This window comes from Neptunicoccus sediminis (genome assembly GCF_001719615.1).
GTDB classification, from domain to species: domain Bacteria; phylum Pseudomonadota; class Alphaproteobacteria; order Rhodobacterales; family Rhodobacteraceae; genus Amylibacter; species Amylibacter sediminis.
The window spans coordinates 34,921-57,063 of record NZ_MDVX01000019.1 but is presented as its reverse complement, the minus strand read 5'-3'; the positions used below and the strand labels follow the sequence as shown (position 1 = coordinate 57,063).

At 57.4% G+C, this 22,143-nt stretch carries 22 protein-coding genes; 7 read left to right on the top strand and 15 right to left on the bottom strand.

The features are described from left to right. Positions 1 to 99: 99 nt before the first annotated feature. From BFV97_RS16480 to BFV97_RS16455, 6 genes are all read right to left on the bottom strand, one after another. Positions 100 to 852, bottom strand: a complete 753-nt coding sequence (locus BFV97_RS16480; protein ID WP_069301495.1) for a M48 family metallopeptidase — start codon at positions 850 to 852, stop codon at positions 100 to 102. Beyond that, positions 852 to 4,118, bottom strand: a complete 3,267-nt coding sequence (locus BFV97_RS16475) for a type I restriction endonuclease subunit R (protein ID WP_069301494.1) — start codon at positions 4,116 to 4,118, stop codon at positions 852 to 854. The genes BFV97_RS16480 and BFV97_RS16475 overlap by 1 nt, the downstream gene beginning before the upstream one ends. Next, positions 4,108 to 5,430: a restriction endonuclease subunit S gene (locus BFV97_RS16470; protein ID WP_069301493.1), complete on the bottom strand. Its 1,323-nt coding sequence runs from the start codon at positions 5,428 to 5,430 to the stop codon at positions 4,108 to 4,110. The genes BFV97_RS16475 and BFV97_RS16470 overlap by 11 nt, the downstream gene beginning before the upstream one ends. Continuing rightward, entirely contained in the window at positions 5,423 to 7,885 is a 2,463-nt protein-coding gene (locus BFV97_RS16465; protein ID WP_069301492.1) for a type I restriction-modification system subunit M, read from the bottom strand. Before BFV97_RS16465 ends, BFV97_RS16470 begins: the two co-directional genes overlap by 8 nt. Positions 7,886 to 8,001: 116 nt before the next feature. Further along, a complete protein-coding gene (locus BFV97_RS16460) occupies positions 8,002 to 8,298 on the bottom strand; it encodes a hypothetical protein (protein WP_069301491.1) in 297 nt (98 codons plus the stop codon). A 4-nt stretch (positions 8,299 to 8,302) separates the two neighbouring features. Beyond that, complete coding sequence (locus BFV97_RS16455; protein WP_069301490.1) at positions 8,303 to 8,725, bottom strand: helix-turn-helix domain-containing protein; 423 nt, start codon at positions 8,723 to 8,725, stop codon at positions 8,303 to 8,305. 137 nt (positions 8,726 to 8,862) lie between these two features. Between BFV97_RS16455 and BFV97_RS16450 the strand changes: the two genes are divergently transcribed. The 4 genes from BFV97_RS16450 to BFV97_RS16435 all read left to right on the top strand — a co-directional run bounded on the left by BFV97_RS16450 (position 8,863) and on the right by BFV97_RS16435 (position 11,912). After that, a complete protein-coding gene (locus BFV97_RS16450; RefSeq protein ID WP_157888354.1) occupies positions 8,863 to 9,069 on the top strand; it encodes a hypothetical protein in 207 nt (68 codons plus the stop codon). A gap of 16 nt (positions 9,070 to 9,085) precedes the next feature. Further along, positions 9,086 to 9,211 (top strand): hypothetical protein, encoded by a 126-nt coding sequence (locus tag BFV97_RS19180; protein ID WP_281200960.1) that lies wholly within the window; start codon positions 9,086 to 9,088, stop codon positions 9,209 to 9,211. Positions 9,212 to 9,321: 110 nt separating this feature from the next. Continuing rightward, positions 9,322 to 10,434: a tyrosine-type recombinase/integrase gene (locus BFV97_RS16440; RefSeq protein WP_069301488.1), complete on the top strand. Its 1,113-nt coding sequence runs from the start codon at positions 9,322 to 9,324 to the stop codon at positions 10,432 to 10,434. A 518-nt stretch (positions 10,435 to 10,952) separates the two neighbouring features. Beyond that, positions 10,953 to 11,912: an acetyl-CoA carboxylase carboxyltransferase subunit alpha gene (locus BFV97_RS16435; protein ID WP_069301487.1), complete on the top strand. Its 960-nt coding sequence runs from the start codon at positions 10,953 to 10,955 to the stop codon at positions 11,910 to 11,912. 28 nt (positions 11,913 to 11,940) lie between these two features. Here BFV97_RS16435 and BFV97_RS16430 read toward each other — a convergent pair whose 3' ends face one another. Further along, positions 11,941 to 13,494, bottom strand: a complete 1,554-nt coding sequence (locus BFV97_RS16430; protein ID WP_157888353.1) for a hypothetical protein — start codon at positions 13,492 to 13,494, stop codon at positions 11,941 to 11,943. Positions 13,495 to 13,538: 44 nt separating this feature from the next. Between BFV97_RS16430 and BFV97_RS16425 the strand changes: the two genes are divergently transcribed. Further along, complete coding sequence (locus BFV97_RS16425) at positions 13,539 to 14,285, top strand: metallophosphoesterase (RefSeq protein WP_069301485.1); 747 nt, start codon at positions 13,539 to 13,541, stop codon at positions 14,283 to 14,285. Between the two features lie 76 nt (positions 14,286 to 14,361). Here the strand turns inward: BFV97_RS16425 and BFV97_RS16420 are convergent, their stop codons facing one another. The 8 genes from BFV97_RS16420 to hmgA form a co-directional block, all read right to left on the bottom strand. Further along, positions 14,362 to 14,553 carry a DUF2783 domain-containing protein gene (locus tag BFV97_RS16420; RefSeq protein WP_069301484.1) on the bottom strand — a complete coding sequence of 64 codons (192 nt, stop codon included), beginning with the start codon at positions 14,551 to 14,553 and terminating at the stop codon, positions 14,362 to 14,364. Between the two features lie 4 nt (positions 14,554 to 14,557). After that, complete coding sequence (locus BFV97_RS16415) at positions 14,558 to 16,156, bottom strand: FAD-dependent oxidoreductase (RefSeq protein ID WP_069301483.1); 1,599 nt, start codon at positions 16,154 to 16,156, stop codon at positions 14,558 to 14,560. A 3-nt stretch (positions 16,157 to 16,159) separates the two neighbouring features. Next, a complete protein-coding gene (locus tag BFV97_RS16410; protein ID WP_245667780.1) occupies positions 16,160 to 16,675 on the bottom strand; it encodes a DinB family protein in 516 nt (171 codons plus the stop codon). Continuing rightward, positions 16,672 to 16,956 carry a hypothetical protein gene (locus BFV97_RS16405; RefSeq protein ID WP_069301481.1) on the bottom strand — a complete coding sequence of 95 codons (285 nt, stop codon included), beginning with the start codon at positions 16,954 to 16,956 and terminating at the stop codon, positions 16,672 to 16,674. The genes BFV97_RS16410 and BFV97_RS16405 overlap by 4 nt, the downstream gene beginning before the upstream one ends. A gap of 15 nt (positions 16,957 to 16,971) precedes the next feature. Continuing rightward, positions 16,972 to 17,922, bottom strand: a complete 951-nt coding sequence (locus BFV97_RS16400) for an MBL fold metallo-hydrolase (RefSeq protein ID WP_069301480.1) — start codon at positions 17,920 to 17,922, stop codon at positions 16,972 to 16,974. Between the two features lie 92 nt (positions 17,923 to 18,014). After that, positions 18,015 to 19,286: a fumarylacetoacetase gene (fahA, locus tag BFV97_RS16395; RefSeq protein WP_069301479.1), complete on the bottom strand. Its 1,272-nt coding sequence runs from the start codon at positions 19,284 to 19,286 to the stop codon at positions 18,015 to 18,017. Positions 19,287 to 19,328: 42 nt separating this feature from the next. Further along, entirely contained in the window at positions 19,329 to 19,475 is a 147-nt protein-coding gene (locus tag BFV97_RS18815) for a hypothetical protein (protein ID WP_157888352.1), read from the bottom strand. Next, entirely contained in the window at positions 19,472 to 20,836 is a 1,365-nt protein-coding gene (gene hmgA / locus BFV97_RS16390) for a homogentisate 1,2-dioxygenase (protein WP_069301478.1), read from the bottom strand. The genes BFV97_RS18815 and hmgA overlap by 4 nt, the downstream gene beginning before the upstream one ends. 228 nt (positions 20,837 to 21,064) lie before the next feature. On the opposite strand from hmgA, the gene BFV97_RS16385 reads away from it, so the two are divergent. Beyond that, positions 21,065 to 21,493: a MarR family winged helix-turn-helix transcriptional regulator gene (locus BFV97_RS16385; RefSeq protein ID WP_069301477.1), complete on the top strand. Its 429-nt coding sequence runs from the start codon at positions 21,065 to 21,067 to the stop codon at positions 21,491 to 21,493. Then, positions 21,490 to 22,116, top strand: coding sequence for a maleylacetoacetate isomerase (gene maiA / locus BFV97_RS16380; RefSeq protein ID WP_069301476.1), 627 nt, complete (start codon positions 21,490 to 21,492; stop codon positions 22,114 to 22,116). The genes BFV97_RS16385 and maiA overlap by 4 nt, the downstream gene beginning before the upstream one ends. Positions 22,117 to 22,143: the final 27 nt, after the last annotated feature.

Genomic DNA, 22,143 nt, shown 5'->3' with positions numbered 1-22,143 from the left:
ACTTTCTAGGCATTAAATAGGTCTCTTTCCTTAAGTTGTCAACTGACAACTTTATTGCTTCGAGTTGATTGAGGGACTGCCTCAGCAAAATCGAAACGTTCACAAACCTTCAACTTGCATCCCATTTTCGGCCAACCATTCCTTGCGGGCCCTCCAATCAGGGAGATGTTGCTCAACCTTGATCCAGAATTTCGCCGAATGGTCGGGATGATGGGCATGCGCCAGTTCATGGATGATGATGTATTGCGCGATCCTCGGCGGCAAAAGTGCGGCCTTCCAATGAAAGGAAACCCTCCCCTCTGATCCAAACGAACCCCACCGGAAGCCTAGGTCCTGGACTTTGACCTCATTGATGCTCACATCCATGCGGTTTGAATGCTGAAGGGTTTGCTTCTCGAACCAGGCTTGTGCCTTGCGAACGTACCAAGAAATAAAGACTTCCCGGCCTCTATGGACCGAGGCCGTTCGAAGACAGAAGCGTCCATTCTTTAATGTCAGATCCACAAGCTGACGGTCGACCAAGCGAAGGCGATAACTTTTACCAAGATACAGGAACCCCTCGCCATCGACGAACTCCTTAATAGGGGCCCTTCGCTGAAGTCGCGCCTTTTCCTCCAACTTGGTATGCACCCAAAGCAGTTTCTCCTGAACGAACTCGACCAAGTCACTTTCTGTTGCTTCCGGCGGCGCGAGAATTACAAGTTCGCCCGATCTCTCCACGGTAATCTGGAGGGTCTTTCTCCTATCGCTCCGTCGTATGTTGAACGACAAGCCATCTACGTCCAAATGCTGGTCGAAAAAACGGACTGAGCGGCCCCCTGTGCGAATGGGTGAAAGCGGGAGGTTGGGCATCAGAATTCCCTCAAGGCTTCCTCACTGGCCTTGGCTTGCTGCATCAACTGTTCCGACAACCGCTCTGCGTCCAAAACACCAAGCCCCTCGATCTTTGCATCAACCAGTTTTTCGAAGATTTCAGATCGCAGATTTTCTTGGTCAGCCATCTTGAATGTGCTCCAGATTGAGCGATTGGCAACAACTTCTTCGACAATGCGATCCACGATCTCTTGGGTCACACGATGCAGAGCCTGAAGATGTTGTGCCGGTGTGTTTTCGTCCGCTCCCGCCTCTTCGAGAACGGTGCGAAGGAAGGGGACATAAATCTCCGGTATATCGAATTCAGTTTCGCCAGTTGATTGGGACTCTGACCGTAGCTCATCAATAATCGCTTGAAGCTGCTCGATGATTTCATCCCACTGATGTCCAAAGCCATCTAGAATCTGATTAAGGCGCTCGGACATCCTCTTGAACCGAACAGGGTCAGTTTCGAGCTTCTTGCGGATATGTGAACGGATCGCGTGTTCCATCTCCGAAGCTTTGGCGCGCGCACCGCTTGCTTGCCCAACCTGGTCTTCAAACTCGGCATCCGTAAGTTGAACGGGAGGTATCTTGGGATCGATACCCAACGAGATCACGTGGTCATCAATCAGCTTTCGAACCTTAGCACCTACATCGGAACCGATGACGGCGACATCGCGGAACCTGTTCCGCGCGCGCGCCTGGATATAGGCAAGGCGCTTTGCATCCTTTACGAATGGCAGACCTTCCGGCCTTGGAAGCACGATTTCCAAGGACTTGAGGAAGTCCTTCAGCTTCACTGTGAACTCGGCCCTGACCTTTTCAGTTGCCAGCACTTGTAGACAGCTTTCGTCGTCCGACAGATCATCCAAGCCTTCGCGCCTGAAGATGTCGACGACCCGAATGTGCCGATCTCGCAGAATGGGAATTTGGTCTGTGAGGCTGACCAGCGCTCCGTCAATGTCTTCATCCGAATAGGCGGAAAGGGCCGACTTGAGGTGATGGGCAACACCAAAATAGTCCACGACGATCCCGCAGGTCTTGCCGAAACCGGTTCGATTTACACGGGCAATGGCCTGCAGCAGCTCGGCTTCACGAATTGATCGATCAAGGTACATCACACCTTCAATGGGCGCATCGAAGCCCGTCAAAAGCATTGATTTCACGATCAGAAACGCAAGGGGGTCCGCCTTCGTGGGATCCTTGTGAAACAAAGGTTTCTTGAACCGTTTGATCCGCATTTCCTGCGCTGAGCCTTCGGTCCACTGCTTCCAGCTAGCATCATCATTGTTGCCACCGGACATGATCGCCGCAAACTCAATCTTCTCCAGCGTATCGCGGTATCGCCAAGCCTGAACCAACGCCTGCAGCTCTGCGGTTCTGATGCAGAGCTCTTCGTCGTCCAACGACTTGTCAGCGTCACACAGAGCCGCCGCTTCGGCCAAAAGCTCATCACGTGCCTCCAAAAAAGCCGCATTATACCGGACAACCGCTGTGCGGCTGTAGGCCACGACCTGCGCCTTGTACCCATTCGGCAAAAGGTTGGTCACGTAGTGCCGAAGCATGTCGCGGGCCTTTTCCCCGATCAGTTCCTTGGCCTCCAGGATGTTGCCCTTGGTCGCGTATTTTTTGCGGATCGCTTCCAGTTCCTCGTCCGACCGGCCGCGAAACATATCCTCGAACAGGACGTCTAGGGTGGCCCCATCCTTCACGGCCCCCTCTGCGGTCCGTCCCTCGTAGAGCACCGGCACAGTCGCCCCATCGGCCTCGGCTTCCTTGATCGTGTACTGATCGATGAAATCGCCAAAAATCTCGGTCGAACGCTTCTTCTCGCCCATGATGATCGGCGTGCCGGTGAAACCGATCCGCGCGCAGTTCGGCAGCGCTGCCAGCAGGTTGGCATGTAGATCGCCTGCCTGCGTCCGGTGTGCCTCATCTACCACGACCAGGATCGTGTCATCTTCGTTCAGCACGTCAAAGGCCGGTCCCTTCGTGACCTCGGCCACGTCCTCATCTGTGCGGTACTTCTGGATCGTTGCAAAGACCAAACCCGGCCCTTTACGGCGGGCGAGCCGCTTCAAGGAACTGTTACTCGTCGCCAGCTCCACCACGTCACCGGACATCGTCGCCGTTTCAGACAGTTGCCGTTGCAGGTCCTTGCGGTCGGTGACCATAATCACCTTGAACTTTCGCAGGTCCAAATCCGTCCGCATCTTGCGGATCATGAAGACCATGGTCAGGCTCTTACCTGAGCCTTGCGTGTGCCAGACGATGCCACCGCGCCGATCATATTCACCGTCTTGCAGCCGCGTCTTGCCGGTCCGCAGGCGTTCCAGAGCGCGGTTCACGGCGCGGTATTGCTGATAACGGCAAACCGTTTTGATGGTCTGGCCGCCCACATTCATGAACAGCAGGTAGTGGCGCAGGATATCCAGAAGATGCGCCGGGCGCAGCATGCCCTCGATCATGCGCTCTTGTTCGGACAGGCGCGTCTTGCCAAGCGCCGCAGCCACCTCATCCTCGGAGCCTTTGCCGTCCGGCCCCACGACCGTCTTCCACTGCCCGTAATACTCCAGCCCCGCACCGATGCAGCCTACGCGGGCCTCGTCAAAGCTGGTGGCGATCAGAAGCTGGACCGAGGCGAAGAGCGCGGGCGCACCTTCGTTCTCGTCAACCTCCAGCGCGGCCTTGCGGGCGTTGTGATAGCGGCGCAGTTGCTTGACCGCCTCGGCCAGCGGTTCGGGGATGCCGGGGCTTTTGGCCTCGACCACCACCACCGGGATACCGTTCACCAGCATCACCACATCGGGAATGATGAAACCCTTGCCCACGTCATGGCCGGGCGGGCAATCGACGCGGAACTGGTTGGACACGGTGAAGCTATTCGCCCCCACATCGTCCCAAGCGATGTAGCGGATGGTTTGGCCGCGCCCGCCGTCCCAGCCGGGCAGACCCTCGACCGTCAGGCCCTTGAGCAGCAATTCGGTCACCGCTTGATTGGCCTCCATCAGCCCGCGCTGGCCGTGGCGGGTGAGCGCGCTGACAGCCTCGGACAGGCGCGCCTCGTCGAGCCAGGGTTTGCCATCGGGGCCGGGATTGATCGCGCGCAGGCGCTCGCGCAGCGTGGCCTCGGCGATGACATCCTTGAAACTGTTCCGCCCGGTCAGGGAGGGATCGTCCATATTGCCGGTCTGCGCCTGCCAGCCCATGGCGACAATCTGGTCGATGAAGGGCTGTTCCACATCATCGAGTTCATGCCCCATGTGCAGCCCCCTCTTTAAGCAAAGGCGCAGCGGAGACCCGCCCGGTAAGAAGATCGTCCATCAGACCGGATTTTTGGAGGCGGAGTTTGTCGAGCAGTTTCAGCTCTTCTTCAAGTTTACTCTCTGCGGCAGCAAGCCTTCGTGAAATCTCGTCTTGCTCAACGATACTAGGTTCAACAACGATCAGTTCCCGCATTTCACCAACGTTGAAGTGCTGCTGTGCTAGCCCTCCCTGCCCATTCAAGACCTGCTCTTTTCCAAACGGCGAATTAATCCATCGACACAAGAAATCAGCGGAGATCGAACCGGCTGGCGTAGTGATCAATATGTCTACGCAATTACAGCCGTCATATTCATCAGGCACCACAGCACTCGTTCCAGGATATCCGGTTCTCACCGTCAGTATGTCACCTTTGCGAACTTGGCTTTTGTGGAGCATCGCATTCGACTGCGGAGAAATGTACACGAGGTCAGTGCCAGTGAGTTGGCCTTCCCGGACGTTTGCCGATCTGAATGTCGGCACTCCCTCAGATACGTAGTAGTCGGCGGGCCTGATAACGATACCGACACAAATACGGGAACAATGGTCTTCAAGTTTGCCCCAATCCCACTCCTTCGGGAGCCAGCCGAGTGAGGTTTCTTTGTAAAGGTGGGGGGCCTCGGTGTGTGGGGGGCGGAGGTCTCCGTTTGCGTCGATGCCGCGGGTCAGTAGGTCATGCAGCAGCCCCTGCTTCATCGCCTTCAACTTCGCCACCACCGCCTCCGTCCCCCGGATCGCCGCATCCAACGTATCCAGCACCTCGGCGATTTTGGATTGTCTTTCGAACGAAGGAACCAAGCAGCCAACGGTCTTTAGCGTAGTCAAATTGATCCGGACGCGGGTCGATCCAATGGCCTTCTTTTCAGCTTCAAGTCGCGTGTAAGGACTGTTGATTGCCTTTGCGATGTATGACGGCACAAAGCGAGACGTGTCTGGTCGGAGACGGATGCAGTCCGCGACCACTACGAACTGCTCGCTAACGGGCGGTACGATACAGGCCCTCGCAACGGGTTCGGCCATCTTGGCAATCGCAATGTCACCTGGAACGGTTCCGTGGCGCTGGAGTGATAGGAATTTGCGCTCAGAAATGAATTTTTGGTTAGCGTCAAACCACTCATTTATCCCAATGTTCTGAAGCTGGATCAGGCGCACACCTTCTTCAGTGTATTCGTCGGATTTGAGACTCGATCCGAATGGACCGTCTACAAAACTACCTTCTGAGCGTTCCGCGATATCGCCAAGTTCCACCCTTTCAAAGGTTGAGTCACACATACCCCAACCCCTTCAAGAACCCAGCCAGCTTCTCCGTCGCCTCTGCCCGTGCGCCCTCGATCTCGGTCAAGGTCACGCGATACTTGTCCCACCAGTTCTCAAACGCCGCCACGATCTGGGTGCGTTGCGCACCGATGTAGCGGGTCAGGATTTTCTGCATGTCATCATGCAAGATTTTCAGCAGCAGCTCCGCCGCCTCCTCGGATGACAGCCCGTCAACGCCTGCGTTGATCTCGTCTGTGAACTGCGCCTGTTTGGCCTTCAGCGTCTTCTTGACCTCGCTCAGCTCCTTCTTCCAGCGCTTGATTTGCGCCTCGTCCACCGGTTCGGCCTCGTCTTCTTCCTCGTCCTCCTCGGGCTTGGCCGTCGCCGCCTTTAACTGTGCATCCAGTTCCGCCTTGCGCGCCTCAAGCTCGGCAATCTCGCGCACGAAACCGCCCATGAGGAAGGCGACCAGCTTGTGATCCAGCGGGTTTTCCTTGTTTCCCTTATCCTCCAGCGCCGTGACGATAGAGGTGCGCCAGGCATCCACCACGCCCTTGGTGTCACGCGCCATGAGGGTCAGGAAGTCAAACCGCGACTGGTTCCAGAACTGGGCGATGATGCCCCGCACGGTGAACGGGTCGAGCATGGCGAGGCTTTCGAGCGTGTCGGAAAAGCTGGAGAGCAGTTCATCCCGCAGGGTGATTAGCGCGGCGGAGTCTTCGGCCCCGGCGAGGGATTTGATGCTATCCCGATGCGCGTCCCACCACGCGTTGAAGCTGTCCTTGATCTCCGCTTCGCGCGCGGTGAGGCCCGCATTGGTTTCGATAGCGGGTTTGAGGTCTGACTTGGCGGTCAGGCTGGCGGCGAAATCGAGGTATTTGTCATCGCGCGGTATCAGCAGGTCCATCGGGTCAAGCCCGTGGGATTGGAAGAGCGCGGTCTTGGCCTCAACCTCTGCAATCGGGATGCCGCCCACAAGGTGCGCGCGCACGTCATGCGGTTCGGGCGGCGGGGCGTTGTCGGCATAGCGGCGGATGTTCAGATTGAAGTCATTCTTGCGCAGCGTGTCGATGTCGACGATGGCCGAGAAGCCGGGGATTGCGCGGTATTCCTCGAACGTGGTGACGATCTTCTCGATATGCTCCGGCAGCAGGTGGTTCTGCGCCCGGCCTTCGAAAAATTCGCGGTCGGCGTTGATGAAGAGTACCTTGCCCTGCCGTTCGGCAGGCTTGCCCGACACGAGGTTCGCGCCATGGTGCACCCGCTGGCGAAGGACGATCACGCAAGCCGGGATGCCGGTGCCGTAGAAGAGCTGCGGGCCGAGGCCGATGACCGCCTCGATCTGGTCGCTCTCGATGATCTTCTGACGAATTTTACCTTCGTCTCCGCCCCGGAACAGGACCCCGTGCGGCATAACAGTTGCGATCATGCCGCCGTCACGACTGACGGCCAACATGTGCTGGAGGAACATGAGGTCGGCCTTCTTCGAGCCAAGCGGCACCTCATGGAAGAAGCGTTCCCTGAACTTGGGCTGCCACGTGTATTCACCAGAGCGTTCTTTGTCCTTGGAACCCCAGTTGATCGAAAACGGCGGGTTCGTGAGGATCCGATCAAAGCGGCGCAACTCGCCGTCTTCAACGTGCTGCGGTTCGCCCAAGGTGTCCTCGTTCCGCAAGTCGGCGCTGTTGATGCCATGGAGCAGCATGTTCATCTTCGCGATGGACCAAACAGTGCCAGCAGCTTCCTGACCGAAAAGGTTAGCCCTGCGCCCGTCTTGGCCATGTTCGTCGATGTAATCCTTGGCCGCGATGAGCATACCGCCGGACCCGCAGCAGGGATCGTAGATGTCATGTTCGAGCGTTGGCTTGAGCAGCCGCACCATCATCCGGACGACCGAACGCGGGGTATAGAACTCGCCGCCTTTTTTGCCGGCGGAGTCCGCAAACTCACCAATCAGGTATTCGTATGCTGCGCCTAGAAGGTCAGGAAATTCAAAGTCTTCGTTGCGAAGCCGGATTTCACCGAAGTGATTGATGAGTTGGCGCAGTTTCTGGTCGCTGATCTTGCTTTGGCCAACTTTGCGGGTGAAATCGATGTGGTCGAGGACACCTTCGAGCGCGATGTTTTCGGACTCGACGCCACCCAAGGCTTTGTTGAGTTTGTCGCCGATGTTCTCGTGCGCTTCGTCAACTAGGTGACCAAAGCGCGATTGCGGCGGAACCCAAAACGTACCGCTGCGCCCATACCAAACCTTGTTCTCCGCTTCTTCTGCGGCCTGCTCCGGGGCCACGCCGCTCGCGATACGCTTTTGCACCACCTCCAAGCGGGCCTGTTCGAACACGTCCGAACAGCGCTTCAGGAAGAGCATCCCGAAAATGTACTCTTTGAATTCCGAGGCATCCATCTTGCCGCGAAGGATGTCTGCAGCGCTAAAAAGGTGACGCTCCAATTGGGCGAGTGTCAGTGGCATCTATTGGTAGTCCTAAGTTGGCGCGCGCTCAGAGCGTGCAAATGTACAAATTTCGCTGGCGTACGCCGCAGGGCGGGCCGCAGAGGTATCAATGCGAGGGGCTTTAATGCATCGTGTCATTCTTCAATCAATTTTTTGAGCTGACGGTCTGCAAGCCGCAACGTGATGACGGAACCCGAAAGAATGGGCACCAAAATTCCAGATAGTGCAACCGCAAAGATGGCCGCGCCGGATATCAACGTAAAATCATGAGGCTGCCCCCCGAAACTCAGCCTTAGGAAACCGATCAAATAGAGGGCGCTGGCAACCAAGAGTACCGTATTGAGCGGTTCCAACGGCGCGACTGCGTTGCGGCGTGCACGCTCCAGTGTTGCGCGCCGAAGTTTCTTCCAGTTGTCGCTTGGCTTTTGCATCGGCTTAATCCCTTACCAGTTCGATCCAAGTGTGAACGTCATCATCTCTGACTTCCCGCCCCTCAAGATGTGACTGATACCAGCGCGCGACGATGGCCCCGCGCTTCTCACTTTTGATCTTCATGTTTTCTTCGTTGAGGTGCTGATCGAGTGAGGTCTCAATCTGTTTCAAGGCTTCAAAGTCATGAGATGCACGGACTGTCTGCGTTCCGAGCAATATCCACGCAGCATCTACTTCAAACCGGTCTGACATCGCGACAAGCGCCTCCACAGGAAGACCCCGTTGGCCCTTTTCGTAGCTGTGATAGGCGCGATGTGAGACGCCAATCGCCTCCGCCATTGCTGTTTGTTTCAGGCCTACTTCGTTGCGCGCGATAGCAAGGCGCGCGCCCATAGCAATGAAAACTGATTTTGCGTCCTGCCGCATGCAAGGTTCCCTATTGGCGAAATCGCCATAACGAGCGAAACTGCACGAAATGACGTATTTCCTGCCCTTGAACCATCTGAGCATGTCATAAGGTGCAGAACAAGCGATTCTATTCATATCCAGCGATGGTGCCGAAATTGACCCAAGAACGCCTGCTTTCACCCAAACAGCTCAGCGAGATCGTTGGGCTCTGCCCTGCGCAAATTCGCGCGCTGATGAACACCGGCAAACTGGAATTTGTGGAGATTTCATCAAAGACCAAGATGCTGACGATGAGCGGCTGGGAGCGATTCCAGAAGAACGCGACCAAGGTCAAAAGGGCCGAGGGCTCGGTGGCGAATTGACGGGGGGTGTCTGGTTATGGCGACGACCAATCTCAATATCAGCGTGAACGAAAAGCGCATGCTGAAGCAGTCTGAGGCCGCGAGTTATGCCGGGTTGCCGGTGAAGCACTTCAAGGCGGCTTGTCCCGTGCGCCCCGTTTAGTTGAAGCAAGGCACGCTGCTTTGGGATCGCCGTTACCTCGATCTCTGGATTGATGATGTGAAGTCCGGGGCCGTGACCGACACCCGCGACACCATTCTGGACCGCCTTTGATGACACAGGTGCGGGTCAAGGGTTTCAAGATTTTCAAGGACCGGCACGGCAAGCAGCGATGCTACCACCGAGAGACCGGCCACAAGGTTGACCTGACCCACGCACCGATTGGTTCTGCCGAGTTCTTCGCCGAATGCGAGACGATCCGCGCCATCGCCGAGGCACAGCGAGCGAAGGCACCAAAGGCTGGAACGCTTGGCGGTTTGATCCAGTCCTACTTTGAGACTGAGCACTATCAGAACCTGGCTGAGGCGACCCGGCGCGACTATCGCAAGTGCGCCGATTTCCTTGAACCGATCCGCGACACCCCGATCCATGTGATTGATACGCCTTTGATAGCAGGCATCCACGACAAGGCCGCAAAGAAAATTGGCTGGCGGCGGGCGAACATGGTCCGTACGCTTCTCAGCGAGGTATTTCGCTACAACATCCCGAAGGGGCTCATCTCCGCCAACTTCGCCAAAGACGTCATTCCCAAGCGACGCCCGCGCGACCGTGCATATGCCAACCGCCCTTGGGCCATCGAAGAGCGCAATACCGTCTTGGGCAAGGCCAAGCCCCATGTGCGCGTGGCCCTTGCCTTGATGATGTACACCGGCCTGGACCCGTCCGACGCCCTACGATTACGGAATGATCAGGTCGATGACGGGACAATTTGGGGCGTACGCGGCAAGACAGGCGAAGAGGTTGCGATTCCGGTCAGCTCGACCCTTCAGGCCGCGCTTAAACGCATGCATAACCACGACGCCGAGACCGTGCTTTCCAATTCGCGCGGTGAGGTATGGACATACAACGGCTTTTCGACTGTTTGGCACCGCTTCAAAACCGCCCTTGAGAATGAAGGCCTTATTGAAAAAGGCCTGACCCTCAAGGGCTTGCGGCACACCGTCGCCACGACTTTGCGCGAAGCAGGGCTCGATGAACGCCGCATCGCCGACCTTCTAGGACCGAAGACACCTTCCAAGGCGCGGCACTATTCCCGCTCGGCCAACCTTGCCGAAAAGAACCGCGAAACCATGGCGACGCTGGAAAAAGAAAACGAAAAGCGCGCAAAAATTGTCAAACCTTCGCAGAAAAGCGTCAAACCTGACCGAAACGAGGATCAATCATGAGCAAAAAATACAAACATATCAGTATGTTAAATTGTGCCCAGGGGCGGAATCGAGCCACCGACGCGAGGATTTTCAATCCTCAACTTATAGAATGCGCCAATTGCTTCTCATGGTTTCTCAACACGGGAAACTTGAGTGTCCGCTGTAAAAAAAGTAGTGAGTTGCTGGGTGCAACGCGGCGAATGTTCGCAATCCGCCCTTGAGGTACGGCTACACGACAAGGCACTGAAATAATTACCGTCTCCGCCAATTCACGACGGAGGCCACCGAGAAACGATGTGCATGGATCTCCAGCCGGAATGTGTAAGCAATTCTTCAACCGCGAAATGTAAGACAAAATTGTAGATACTTTTTGTATCTGACGCATTCCGAGCAAATAATATTATGCATTGTGGCCTTGACGATATGACCGCCGGAGACATCCTGCCCAAGCTGCTTGCGCTTTTGCACCCCATTGCAATTTTGTGCCAGCACGGCCATATAATGCCAATCTAAAAACAACGCTGACGCGGGTGACAATGCAAAACTACCTCGAGTTTGAAAAGCCTCTGGCCGAGATCGAAGGCAAAGCCGAAGAACTGCGTGCTATGGCACGCCAGAATCCCGAAATGGACGTGGAAAAAGAGGCTCAGGCGCTCGACAAAAAAGCGCAGGATCTTCTGGTGGATCTCTACCAGAAACTGACCCCTTGGCGCAAATGTCAGGTGGCGCGCCACCCGGACCGGCCCCAGTGCAGCGATTATATCGAGGCAATTTTCACCGAATACACTCCGCTGGCCGGTGATCGCAATTTTGCCGATGACTATGCGGTGATGGGCGGTCTGGCCCGTCTTAATGACAAACCGGTGATGGTGATCGGCCACGAAAAAGGCAAAGACACCAAATCCCGTATTCACCATAATTTCGGCATGGCCCGTCCCGAAGGTTATCGCAAGGCGATCCGCCTGATGGATATGGCAGACCGTTTTGGCCTGCCGGTGATCACGCTGGTGGACACGCAGGGTGCCTACCCCGGCAAGGGCGCCGAAGAGCGCGGCCAGTCCGAGGCCATCGCCCGATCCACTGAAAAATGTCTCTCGCTTGGCGTGCCGCTGATCTCGATCATTATCGGGGAAGGCGGGTCCGGCGGTGCGGTGGCCTTTGCCACGGCAGACCGGCTCGCCATGCTGGAACATTCGGTTTATTCCGTGATCTCGCCCGAAGGCTGTGCGTCCATCCTGTGGAAGGACGCTGGCAAGATGCGCGAAGCGGCAGAGGCGCTGCGGCTGACGGCACAGGACCTCAAGGAACTGGGCGTGGCGGACGTTGTAATCCCCGAACCGATCGGCGGCGCACAGCGCAACACCAAGGATACGATCCAGAACGTAAAAGAGGCTCTGGGCGAAATGCTTGGCCAGTTGGAAAAGAAAAAACCCGATACGCTGCGCAAGGGTCGCCGCAAGAAGTATCTGGATATGGGATCGAAATCGCTGGTTTAAGAGACAATTCACCGGATGACGGCGGGGTTTATCCCCGCCGGATTACACCTGTTACAGCCGCTGCGCCCAGCGCTGTGATCACCCAGCCGGTGATCTTGGCGACCCAGCGAATCCACCAGCCGTGCCAGCCCCAAGCGCTGCGCGAAGTGGACGGCCCCCACGCCTCTTCCTGCCCCAGATTAACAATCGGCACCAGCAAATCAGCGGCATAGGCATAGGGCTGAAACGTCTCATAGTCCTGCCCAGCCTGCCCCCGCATCGCCCAGAAAGCCCCCGGATTTCGGGGATGTTCCTGCGTGGCAGAGACCCAGCCCGCTGAAATCAGGATCGGCGCGGCGGCCGGAGTCATATCCCCGGCCTCCCATGTTTTCTGGAAATAGAACCCCAGCCCGAGGATCAGCAGCACCGCCCAAAGCACCACCCGCGAGGGGCGATAGCCATAGGCCAGCAGAAACCACCCCAGCCCGTCCCGCACCGTCATAACCAACCGCATCCCACCGGTTGCCACAGCGCGGTTTGCGGCCCGTTGCAGGCGCTCCTTTTCGATCAAGACCTTCTCTGCGTCTTCCCTGTGGCCGATCCGTTCCAGCACCCGTGCCAGATGCTCATAGGGTTGGGCGCGAAAATCTATCCCCGCAGGGCGCCGCGCCAGCCAGTCCAGACGGGTTTTCACCGATATATCCGTATGCTGGGCAAAATCCTGATACTCAAATCCGTCCAGCCGCACCGCATGGCCACCGCCCGCGCCGCCCGGCTCGTCGTTCAGGCGGCGGGTCTGGGCGCCGGAGAAATTGATGATGCCACCGGAAATCTGGTTCTGCTTGAAATAGAGCACCCCGCGAATTTCACAGCGGGTCAGGGACAGGGCAATCGAATTGCTGCCCTCTGCCCCGTCCGCCACCGCCTTTCCGCCGTTACCGGCTGCGGAAATCGCCACATTGCGGCAGTAGAAATCCTCTTCGATGTCGCCGTTTGACAGGATCACGGCCCCTTCGCAGTGCAGCTCGGTGTCATCCGCATCAAAGGGATAATCCCCAAGGTAGACCGATCCTCCCACCCGCATGGAGTTGGCAAACAGCGCAGCCCGCCCGCCCCCGTCCAGTTGCGCATCGCAAATTTGCAAATCTCCCGAAATCCGCGCACCGGGCAGCGCAATTTCTCCGGTGCAGACAAATCCGTTGCGCAGATAGACCGATCCGTCAAACACGGCATTATCCGCCGCGATCCCCGGACACACACAACCCGACAGGAAAACGCCGTGCATCCGTGCGTTCACAAACACCAGCGTCTTGTCCATCACACAGCGCGACAGGCTAAGATCGTTGGCGCAATCCACCCCCTGAAAATCCAGCGTGCCGGTGATCCGCGCCCCGCGAATCCGGATGCCTTTGGCGTGGGGCACTGCTGTCAGGTCCAGTTCCAGCAGGATCAGGCGGATCAGCCCGGCGCGGATTTCAACCTCCTCCGCTTGCGGGGCGGGACGCTCTCCGTCACCGATGATGACCCGCGCGCCGGTCTCGGCTTCTTCAACCAATCGTCGCTCTGCGGGAAGGAGGGGTTCAAATTCGCGTAAACTCTGCATATGAAACAGCTAACACGCGCTTTACTCTTAAGGAAACCCTGCCCATGTCCGATCCAGTTCTTTATGCCATCGGTGATATTCACGGCGATCTGGACCAAATGCTGATGATACACGACCGGATTGCCGAAGACATCGCAACCCACACCGTCGGCCCCCATGAAGTGATCCATATCGGGGATCTGGTGGACCGGCGTTTCAACAGCCGTCAGGTGATCGACCATCTGATGACGGGCCAACAAGAGGGCAAGCCTTGGGTGGTTCTGAAAGGCAATCACGACCGGATGATGACGCTGTTTCTGGACCATATGGAACAGGATCCGGTCCTGCGCAAAGACCTGACGTGGCTGCATCCTCGTCTTGGCGGGCTGACCACGCTGGAAAGCTATGGCGTCAGCGGATTTGATCACACGCAGGAAAAGGAAATTCTGGCAGAGGCCCGTGCCAAAGTGCCCGCCGCCCATCGCGACTATCTGCGCGACCTGCCGGCGTTTCACGACACGCCCCGCGCCTATTTTGCCCATGCAGGGATAGAGCCGAACACCCCCCTTCCCGACCAGATCGAGGATCACCTGATCTGGATACGCGCACCGTTCCACGCCCACACCCGCCCCTTTGAAAAGCTGGTGGTACACGGTCATACGCCCGTCGAGATCGTCACCCACTACGGCAATCGCCTGAATATTGACACAGGTGCGGCCTATGGCAACACGCTCTCGGCGGTGGTGCTGGATGACAGCGGTGTTTGGGAGTTGACCGAGCATGGACGCGCCGAAGTCCACCGCGAGGGATAGGTCCGCAGCCCGAATCGATCAGTCAGGCACAGACAGAAACGCCCGCCGGAGAGGATCCGGCGGGCGTTTTTTTTGTTTATCCGGCTTGTTTGGCCAGTTCGAACGCGCGACTGAGGATCGCGCGGTCCCCGACCACATTGCTCAGCAGCAGCACAAGGCGGGCGTTCAGCGCATGGCTCTCGGCCTCGCTCAGCCCTTCGTGGGCCGCCAGCAGTTCGGCGTAAAACCCGTCTGCATCTTCGATATTCGGCGTAAAGAGTTTGTCCACGGGTTTACCCTCCCATTGCGGTGTTCAAAGCAGCAGATACATCGGCGGTTGTCGGATTGACCCAACGGGCCGCAATCACCTGATCGGGCCGGACCAGATAGACCGCCTGTTCAGCCCTGCCGAGATAACGTTCGGCAATCAAATCGTCCGGCGCCACAATCACATCCACTAGATCAAGGTCGAGCCCGTCGGGTTTGAAATCCGAATTTACGGTGAACAGTTGGAACCGTCCGCCAATCCGGTCAATCAGCCAGCCCTGATCCGTCGGCGCATCCGCCAGTGTTGCCCCCACACGGGTCCGTTGTGGCAGGCTTGCGTCATCGGCCCCGTTCAGGGACGATCCGTCATAGACACAGGGCATCGACAGACGACCGGAATTCACCAGCGGGCGCATGGCATCGGTGTGCTCCACCAGATCCAGCACGCTTTCGCGGAACAGTTTCGCGATCTCCGTCTTGGGCGTCATGAAATCAGTCGTGCGGCTGGAGTTCAGGATGTTCTCATCCGCCCCGTGCTTTCGCTCTTCCTGATAGGTGTCGAGCAGGCGTTCCCCTGCCTCGCCCTTGATCACTGCGGCCAGTTTCCAGCCCAGATTGTCCACGTCCTGAATGCCGCCGTTACAGCCCCGTGCACCGAAGGGGGACACCTGATGGGCGCTGTCTCCGGCAAAGAAGACGCGGCCGTGGCGGTACTCGTCCATGCTCATGCACTGGAAGGTGTAGACGCTGACCCATTCCGGTTCAAACTCTACACCCTCGCCCAACATCGCCTGCACCTTTGGCATGTAATATTCCGGCTGCACCACCGCCTTGCGGTCAATGTCCCAGCCAAGCTGGAAGTCGATGCGCCAGATGTCGTCGGGCTGTTTGTGCAGCAGCACAGACTGGCCGCGGTTAAAGGGCGGATCGAACCAGAACCAGCGCTCGGTGGGGAAATCCGCAGTCATTTTCACATCGCAAATCAGGAAGTTGTCTTCAAACACGCGCCCTGTGAAATCATGCCCCAGCATGGTGCGCACGGGGGAACGCGCACCGTCACAAGCCACCATATAGTCCGCTTCCATACGGTACGGGCCTTCCGGTGTGTCCACCTCCAGCACCACATGATCCTCGTGGGATTCGACCGAGAGCACACGGTTCTTGCCACGAATTTCGATCGGCGCGCCTTCGGCCTGTACCGCGCGGATGCGTTCGACCAGAAACTTCTCGAAATAGGGCTGTTGCAGGTTGATGAAAGCGGGGCGCTTGTGGCCTTCTTCGGGCAGCAGGTTAAAATCGTAAATCTGCCGTTCGTCACGAAAGACACGGCCCACGTTCCACACGACGCCCAAATCCACCATCGGATCGGCGGCACCCATACGGTCACAAATTTCCAGCGTGCGTTTGGCAAAGCAGATGGCACGGCTGCCGACACCGACCCCGTCGTGGTCATCCAGAACCACGCAAGGCACGTCTTTCAGTCCCAGTTCCAGCGCCATTCCCATTCCGACAGGGCCACCGCCGACAATCACCACAGGGTGGCGTGCGGGGTTTTCAGCATCCTGATCCGCAGACCGTGCATAAGGGTACAGCGTGAACGCTGTTTCATATCTTACATCAACCATGGGTCACTCCCAATAGGGCGCGGCACTCTGCACGCGACCAAACTCCAGATAAAAATCGTCCAATTGCGGCGGAGCAATCCCCGCCGCGCTAAGCATGCAATGCACCTGCCCTCGGTGGTGCAGCTGATGTTGCACCAGATGCAGGAACAGCCAGTCCACCCGCTCCTCCTGCGGTCCGTCGGGGCGTTCCGTCATCCGCGTACTGAGCAGGTCTTCGGATGCAAGCCCTTGCGCAAATGCAATGAACCGCGCGTCCACGCCGGCCTGCGCCTGTTGCAGTGGTGGCAGGGTGACGAAATCCTCGCGGTCATAAACAGCACGCCCCTTGCCCCCCTGCTCCAAAGCATCAAGGTAATAGAGATCTACCTCGTAAATATGGTTGAGCGTGCGCCCGACAGAGCCGAAAAACCCCGGACGCGCCGCCCAAAGCGCAGGTTCCGACAGGGCAGAACAGGCATCGTAAAGCACCCCGTTCGCCCATGCGTTGTTCTGGGCCATCTTTACGAAATGTTCTGTCACCCGCGCGGCACCAATACAAAGGGTTGGGCCAGAACCACCAGCATCAAAAGGATTGTCACCCAGATCAACTGGCGCCGTTCTGTTGCGACCGACGGGTCACTGAAGAACCCGCCGAATGCGCGAAAGATATGGCCCATCCAGACGGAAAAGCCACCACCTGTGCGATCATGCTCCCGCACGGACTGGCGTGTCAGCCGCCCGAGCATCCGGAACATCAGGAATACCCAAACGGCAAAAACGATGCCCATCAAGGTCAGTATTGCAGTGTTGAGTGGTGGCATATCGTCCTCCTGTGATTAGCCTTGCAGCGCCTCCCACATCTCCAGATCGCGTTGTGCGGTCCAGATGCGCGGATGCGCGATGCCGCGCGCTTCGTCATAGGCGCGGGCAACGTTGAAGGGCAGGCAATGCTCGTAAATGGCATAGTCCTTGAATTTCGGGTCGCAAACCTCGCGGCAGGCATCCCAAGCATCTTTGAGCGTACCGTTCCGCGCGGCAACCTGTGCAACCGGCTTATAGGTGCTGTTGACGAAATCGCGGGTCAGCTCGATGGCTTCATCCACGGCTTCACGGCCAACCAGCGCGTCCCCGCGCCCCGGTGCAATAGACTGCGGATCATAGGCTTTGACGTTGTCGAGCGTGTTGCCCCAGTCGCCAAAATAGCCGTCGCCACAATAACAGGCAGAGTGTTTTTCCACGATGTCACCGGTGAACATAACCTGCTCGTCCGGCACCCAGATAACGCTGTCGCCTGCGGTATGCGCACGGCCGATCTGTTTGATCTCTACCTTACGGTTACCAAGGTAAACGGTCATGGAATCGCTGAAAGTCGTGGTCGGATAGGTCAGACCCGGAATGCTTTCATGGCCTTCAAACAGGCGCGGGAAACGTTGGAATTCGGAATCCCAGTCTTCCTGACCCCGCTCCATAACCATACCACGGGCCACGTCAGACATAATGATCTGATCCGCGTTAAATGCGGAAGCACCCAATACGCGTACCGCGTGATAGTGGGTCAGAACAACATGAGAGATCGGCTTGTCGGTGATCTCACGCACCTTGTCGATGACCATATTGGCCAGACGGGGTGTGGCCTGCGCCTCTACGATCATGACCGAGTCGTCGCCGATAATCACACCGGAGTTCGGATCGCCCTCGGCGGTGAACGCCCAAAGATCCTTACCTACTTCGGTGAAGCTGATCTTCTTTTCTGCCGTATCGCCTTGCGATGCGAATGCCTTAGCCATTGTTATGTCCTTACGTGTACTGTCGCGAAGCCTGATGGCTTCAATGTTCCTGAAATACTCAAAACGGCGCCCTTTCAGGGCGCCGCACTGCCTTACGGGAATTTCACCGCTGGCAGGATGGTGCCGGCGCAGTCGCCAAAGCCGATGGTGAAACCGTCACCCTTGGCCGCACCGCGCAGGGTCACTGTGTCGCCGTCCTCAAGGAAGGTGCGGGTCTCGCCACTGTCGAGCGTGATCGGATCAGCGCCCGCCCAAGTGATTTCCAGCAACGCGCCGCGCTGGTGCTTTTCCACACCTGAAATCGTACCGGACCCCAGCAAGTCACCTGCACCCATCTCACAGCCGCCGCTGGCATGGTGTGCCAGTTGCTGCGCCGAGGAGTAATACATCTCGTTGTAATTGGTGCGCGAAATGACAGTCTCGTCCTTGTTCTCAGGGGCAAGGGCCACTTCCAGGTCAATGTTGTACAGCATCGGGCCGGGCTCTTGCAGGTAAGGCAGCAGCTCGAATTCACGCTCTGGCGTGTTGCAGCGGAACGGTTCCAGCGCTTCTTTGGTCACAACCCAAGGGCTGATCGTGGTGGCGAAAACCTTGGCCTGAAACGGGCCGAGCGGCTGGTATTCCCACGCCTGAATGTCCCGTGCGGACCAGTCGTTCAACAATACATAGCCAAAGATCATCTCGTCGGCTTCGGCCACGCTGACAGGCTGGCCCATCTTGTTGCCGGATCCCACAACCGCGCCCATTTCCAGTTCAATATCAAGCCGCTTGCACGGACCAAAGGAAGGAACCGTGTCATTCGGGCCTTTCAACTGGCCGTTCGGACGGTGAAAATCGGTGCCTGACACAACCACTGTGCTGGCGCGACCGTTATAGCCGATCGGGATGTGCAACCAGTTCGGCGGCAGGGCATTTTCCTTGCCACGGAACATCTCGCCCACGTTCTGGGCGTGATTGCGGCCTGCATAAAAGTCTGTGTATTCGCCAACAACAAAGGGCATGCCCATTTCCACATCGCTTTGGGCGATCATGGCCGCGTTGCGCAGGTCTTCGTTGCCCGACAGCGCATCGTCACCGCCTTCAGCCAGCAGATCCGTCAGGCGCGCCCGCACGGATTTCCACGCGTCAGAGCCAAGATCCATGAATTCATTCAGGAACGGCACGTCAAACACAGGGTCTTCACCACCTGCATTAATCACGCCTTCGTCTTCCAGAACGCCCAGATCAACAATCATGTCGCCAATAGCCACACAGGGGCTGCCGACACCGTCCTCATCCAGATAAACGCCATAAGGCAGGTTGTTCAGGGGAAACTGGCTCTCGGCAGAGTTCGCAGACTCTACCCAACTTTTCTTCAAACCCAAGGTTCTCTTCCTTCCATTTTGCAGCCTGAGAGGGCCGCTTGTTCAGTCTTGCGAGGCGGCATCCGTGTCAGAGCCGCCCTTCGCATCGTTTCTTGATCGCTGCTGCATCCAGCCGATACACCAGACGACGCCTGCCACAAGGCACAACAGACCGGCAGCACCGATCAGACCCTGTAGGTGCAGGCTCAATCCTTCAGACCGGGCGTGCCGTCAAATTTTTTCTCCAGCCCGTCCCAACAGTCTACGTAATCATCCTGCAACGGCGCTTCATCTGCGGCAAAGCGGGTCAGTTGTTGCGGGAAGCGGGTTTCAAACATGAAGGACATTGTATTTGTCAGCTTGACTGGATCCCAGCTTTCCTTGGTGGCATGTTCAAACGCGTTGTTGTCCGGCCCGTGAGGCAGCATGCAGTTATGTAGACTGATCCCGCCCGGGATAAACCCTTTGGGTTTCGCATCATAGACACCGTACACATTGCCCATCAACTCGGACATGATGTTCTTGTGATACCACGGCGGACGGAAGGTGTTCTCATTGGCCAGCCAGCGTTCGGGGAAGATCACGAAGTCGATATTCGCAGTGCCTTCTTCGGCGGTCGGCGCGGTCAACACGGTAAAGATCGACGGATCAGGGTGATCAAAGCTGATCGAACCGATAGTCGCATAGGTGCGCAGATCGTATTTGTAAGGCGCGTAGTTACCGTGCCATGCCACCACATCCAGCGGTGAGTGACCGATTTCGCAGGTGTGGAACTGGCCGCACCATTTCACGGTCACGCGGCAGGGCGTTTCTTTTTCCTCAAAGGCCGCGACAGGCGTTTTGAAGTCGCGCGGATTCGCCAGACAGTTCGCCCCGATCGGCCCCCGGTGCGGCAGGGTGAATTTCGCACCGTAGTTTTCACAGACAAACCCCCGTGCCTGTCCGTCCGGCAGCGTCACCTTGAACACCATCCCGCGCGGCAGCACACAGATTTCCAGCGGCTCCAGATCAATGATGCCAAACTCGGTGAAAATCTTCAGGCGACCGTCTTGTGGCACCACCAGAAGCTCGGAATCAGCGGAATAGAAATAGTCATCTTCCATATCCGTATTGGCCAGATAAACATGGCTTGCCATGCCGACCTGCGTGCCCACATCCCCTGCGGTAGTCATGGTCCGCATACCGGTGACAAAGGTCAGTTTCTCATCGTTGAACGGCACCGGATCCCAGCGGTACTGACCCAGAGAGATCACATCGTCGATCACATGAGGCGCGGTCTTCCAGTAGGACATATCTACTTTTTTGAACCGGCTGACGTGCTTTACGCTCGGACGGATGCGATACATCCAAGACCGTTCCAGCGTGGCGTGAGGCGCGGTGAAAGGCGAGCCGCTCAACTGCTCTGCATAAAGACCGTATTCCACCCGCTGCGGGCTGTTGCGTCCGACAGGCAGAGCGCCTGGCAGAGCCTCGGTTTCAAAATCATTGCCAAAGCCGGGCATGTACCCTTCGGTCACACCGATATTGGATGCGGCCTGAACAAAACCCTTCGGCTGTGTCTGCTTGTTCATATCAACTCTCCCATGGGCGGATTCGATTGAGGCTATTGTATCGTTGCAAATGCAACGATGTCAATTCCCGAGTTGTGATTTCCTCTCCCCTTCCTGTTGCGCCTCCAGAACCAGCCAGCCCCATGAACCCCCGCCACGATCTTCTGCGGCCAAACCGATCCCCCCCTTGATCCCGAACCTTCGCCGTCGCATACTCATATCACTTGCAACGATATCAGGCGACCGGATTTGTCCCAATTCTCACTCGACGATTTTCTGCCCTACCAACTCGCCGTGGTTTCTGCGCGGGTCAGCCGCGAGTTCTCGCAAATCTATGCGGAACATTTTGATATGACCGTACCGGAGTGGCGGGTGCTGGTGCATCTGCACAATGCCGGCCCGGTCTCTATTCGTGAAATTCAGGCCCGCGTGGATATGGATAAATCCAAAGTCTCCCGCGCGGCCTCCCGTCTGGAAAAAGCAGGGTTTCTGACCAAAGAGACCAACGCCGAGGACCGCCGCCTTCTCAAGCTGGGGCTGACCGAACAGGGCTATGCACGGATGGAACAGATCATACCGCTGGCCGATGAATTTGAACAGCGCTTGCTCAAGCGGATGGGCGCGGACACCGACGCTTTCCGCGACACCCTTCTCAAACTTCTGAAAGAAGACTCATGACCACGACTCTTTACGATTACTGGCGGTCCTCTGCCGCCTACCGCCTGCGCATCGCGTTTGGCATTGCCGGTATCGACTATGACGCTGTGCCGGTGGACCTGCTGACCGGCGCCCATCAAAGCGCCGAGAATCTCGCCCGCAATCCGCAAGGACTGGTGCCAACGGTTGAAATCGACGGTCATACACTAACCCAGTCGCTGGCGGTGATCGAATATCTCGGGGATGCAGGACATTACAGCTTCCTGCCCGAAGACGCGCTCGACAAGGCCCGCGTCCGCGCATTGTCCTATGCAATCGCAATGGAAATCCATCCGGTTTGCAACCTGTCGGTCGCCAAATTCGCCGCGACCCATTCGGGGGGCGAAATCACGATGGAAAGCTGGATGCGCCAGTTCATCCCCAAAGGGCTAAAAGGCTTTGAAGGCATGTTGCAGGGTGACGGCACATATTGTTTTGGCGACCGCGTGACGCTTGCTGATCTCTGCCTCGTGCCGCAAATCTACAACGCGAACCGCTGGGGTGTGGACCTGTCGCCCTTCCCCAAAACCCGCGCCGCCTTTGCCGCGCTGGAAAAACTGGATGCGGTGCAAGCGGCCCACCCGGACAACTGGCAACCGGAATAACGCCAAGCGCGGGATTTGGATATTTGA